Source organism: Ruminococcus sp. (genome assembly GCF_017650195.1).
Classification (GTDB): domain Bacteria; phylum Bacillota; class Clostridia; order Oscillospirales; family Ruminococcaceae; genus Ruminococcus.
Genome location: NZ_JAGCFH010000097.1, coordinates 1 through 3,038, shown reverse-complemented (window position 1 = coordinate 3,038; position 3,038 = coordinate 1). Strand labels below are relative to the sequence as shown.

Annotated in this window: 4 protein-coding genes; 1 reads left to right on the top strand and 3 read right to left on the bottom strand. The window is 43.3% G+C overall.

What is annotated here, in order from left to right; translation table 11 throughout:
- Positions 1-168: 168 nt before the first annotated feature.
- Positions 169-714 carry a signal peptidase I gene (locus J6U00_RS04185; protein ID WP_296579307.1) on the top strand — a complete coding sequence of 182 codons (546 nt, stop codon included), beginning with the start codon at positions 169-171 and terminating at the stop codon, positions 712-714.
- A gap of 136 nt (positions 715-850) precedes the next feature.
- On the opposite strand, the gene J6U00_RS04180 is transcribed toward J6U00_RS04185, so the two are convergent.
- The 3 genes from J6U00_RS04180 to J6U00_RS04170 form a co-directional block, all read right to left on the bottom strand.
- Complete coding sequence (locus J6U00_RS04180; RefSeq protein WP_296579305.1) at positions 851-1,696, bottom strand: class B sortase; 846 nt, start codon at positions 1,694-1,696, stop codon at positions 851-853.
- Positions 1,606-2,352: a hypothetical protein gene (locus J6U00_RS04175; protein ID WP_296579302.1), complete on the bottom strand. Its 747-nt coding sequence runs from the start codon at positions 2,350-2,352 to the stop codon at positions 1,606-1,608. The genes J6U00_RS04180 and J6U00_RS04175 overlap by 91 nt, the downstream gene beginning before the upstream one ends.
- 63 nt (positions 2,353-2,415) lie before the next feature.
- A partial coding sequence (locus J6U00_RS04170; RefSeq protein ID WP_296579300.1) for a hypothetical protein occupies positions 2,416-3,038 on the bottom strand: 623 nt, incomplete at its 5' end.

Sequence of the window (3,038 nt, the reverse complement as noted above, 5' to 3'; positions counted from 1 at the left end):
TTGATAATGTTCAGTATAGCCGTTTATTATATACTTTTCCTCTTGATTTTCCACCTGTTTCATGATATAATCATAACGTAATACCAAATGCCTAATCATTAAGAATCGAGGTACTGCTATGAAAAGACCAATGATTACAAATACTACTGAAAAACAGGTATATGGCGTATGACAGCAGCTGCAAAAGAAAATTTCAGGGTCATATTCCGCTTTACCGGCAGAATAATCCGTAAAGTATCAGTTATCCTGTCAACTCTGCTTATAATCACGGCGCTGACAGTATTCGTTCTTTTCATCGCCGGTATCAGACCTTATGTTGTAAAGACCGGTTCTATGGAGCCAGCCCTTCCTGTTGGCTGTCTCTGCTTTGTGAATGAAAATACTCCGCTAAATGAAATATCGGTGGGAAACGTCATATCATTCCGTATGGGAAACAATGCAGTCGTCACACACAGAGTCACTGCGATATCCGGTAACAAATACACTACCAAAGGCGACGCAAACGACCTCGATGATTCCTCACCGGTAACGTCGCAAAACTATATCGGTAAGATAATATTCAGTATCCCTAAGATAGGTCTCATCCCTGTTTATCTGAATACAAGGAAAGGCTTGATCTCAGCTGCCGCGCTGATATTGATACTGCTGATACTGAATTTTATTCTCAATAAGGGAAATAAATCAGAAACGCAGGAGAATAACCAGGACGTCTGAGTCCTGTTCTGAGCAGTAAATGCATCATGCATAGCTGCTCTTTTTTTATTGTCCTGAACTTTGTTCAGGAATGCAAATTCCCAAAAACATAGTATCTGCACAATACGGTGATTTATGTCACGCCATTTTGACAAATTCACCCGATCACGCCGAAAAGAATTCCTCTTGCATCATCAGATTCAAATGTGCAGGTAGAAAGAAGGAGGAAATGAAGATCTTCCTTCCCCTTAAGTTCATCCGGAGTAAAAAAATCCGTATAATTTGCCTCAGAAAAAACATACTCAATATAATCTTCCTTCTCAGAAAGGCTCGCAAAAGCGACATGATAGGCGGGCGATGTGCTCATTGTCGTCATGTAGGCAAAGAACTGCACATCATGCTCTCCGTCCTTCATAGTCAGAGTACCTGCCGGATGCGACTGAAAAAATGCTTCGTCCTTGTATAAAGCGATATCCGCAAACATCCGCTGCTCTGTCATGTTATGGGCGTATACAATGGAATTGAAACCGCTGAAATCCGATTCACAGCGATAATCAAGAAACGGACAGCCAAGTTCATAGTTGTACTGTCCGTCCACTCCATTATGAAGGTAAAAATCGTTGTCTTCCCCCTGAACGACAGGAAGATCAATATTCATATCGGGAATGGTGATCCATCCAACTATGTCATCATTCACATTTTCACATAATACAAGCGGATTATCAGGAGCTTTTCCGGTATCTGCGGCTTTTGCCAAGGTATCAGGTCTAATCCTTTCGATTATTTCCGCTTGTTTTTTTACAGCTTCATCAAGGCGTTTTCCCGGAAGATATGCGGTCATATAATACCTGTGACCGCTGAACGCTCCAACAACTGCGAGAAGCAACATCGCAGCCGCAAGTATCTTCGTCCTCATGCTTCCCTCTTTTTCCTTTTCTGCTTTAACAGCAGCGGCAGCATAAACAGTATCATCGTCGCTACGGCTGCCATGCAACAGAGCCATATACGTCCGTTTACAGCAAAAAGTCCGGTATTCGGCGGAACGAAATCCTCATCGACAGCTGCATAGAATATCCACTTGAATACTATATCGCCGTATGCGCTGTTATTACTCTCCTCCAGTACCTCCGTACCATTACGGCTTACGATTCGGTGACTGCTCTTAACGGAGTCAACATACGAAGTATCATTCCACACTACGCTGCATTTCAGTGTGTGGGAGTCGCCCGGCTTGTAGTTACCGAGGTCGAGAGCGTCCTGAGTAAGGTCAATATTTCCCTTTCCGTTGACATCACCGCTGTAGACTTCCCTGCCGTCAAGATAAAACTTGCAAACGCACCCTTTTTCAAGGTCTATATCGCCACTTCTCGATACAGGCTCTGTATGCAGATATATGTTATACGCCTGATCGTCGCGGAGGTTCATCAGCTGAACATCCTTGGAGTAGGTCTCGCCGTATATCATATCATCGACACAGAAGAAGTACTCTCCGCTCTCGCTGTTTACCGCCCTGCCCTCTGAGTCCATGGCAGTCAGCTTTTCGGGAAGCCCCTTGACTGCCCCCTCGGGCAGGGTAGTATCAGCAAAAGCATTCATGGTATTGCATGAAAGAATAAGGAGGCTTGCACTGAGTGCAGAAAATATCCGCTTAAAACTCATATTGCCAGCCTCCTTTCCATATTACTTAAATAAATTTATAATAAATACCGTACTTTTATAAAATTAACTCCAAAGAACAGGCGTATCAAGACTTGTCGGCTGTGTCAGATTTGCGTTTCTGTTTTCAAATGCAGTACCTGCTACAGCGTCTGTAAGGATAGTGGACTGATCTTCAGCATAAGTAATCTGAGCAGAATCAAGATTAATGTTGAGATCAAAGTCAAAGCTCTTGTAAGTATCCTGTGTAACTGTATCAGCAAGCTCAACGCTGTCAATCAGCTTAGCGGAGGTTTCTGAACCCTGAAGTATACTTGTGTAATAGAAATGAGCAACCGTATCATCTCCATCCGGAATAGGCAGGAGCTGCCACTTATCTGTTTCATTACCTGAAGTTACAACATCATCCGACAGATTAATATATATCACAAGGTCATTATCATTGCCAAGTGCTGCCTGATATGCTGCCGCTGCGTCATTATAAGCCTTTAAAGCATCGTTATAAGCGGTAAGAGCACCGTTGTAGGCATTAAGAGCAGCTGTATAATCAGCCGATGTATTACCTGCACCCTCAGGATCTGCATTATTTCTAGCCGTTATTGCAGCACTAAGTGCATCACGATCTGCCTGAATAGCTGCCTTCAAAGAATCCAGCTGTGCTGTATAATTAGCAAGCTGAGCGTCATATC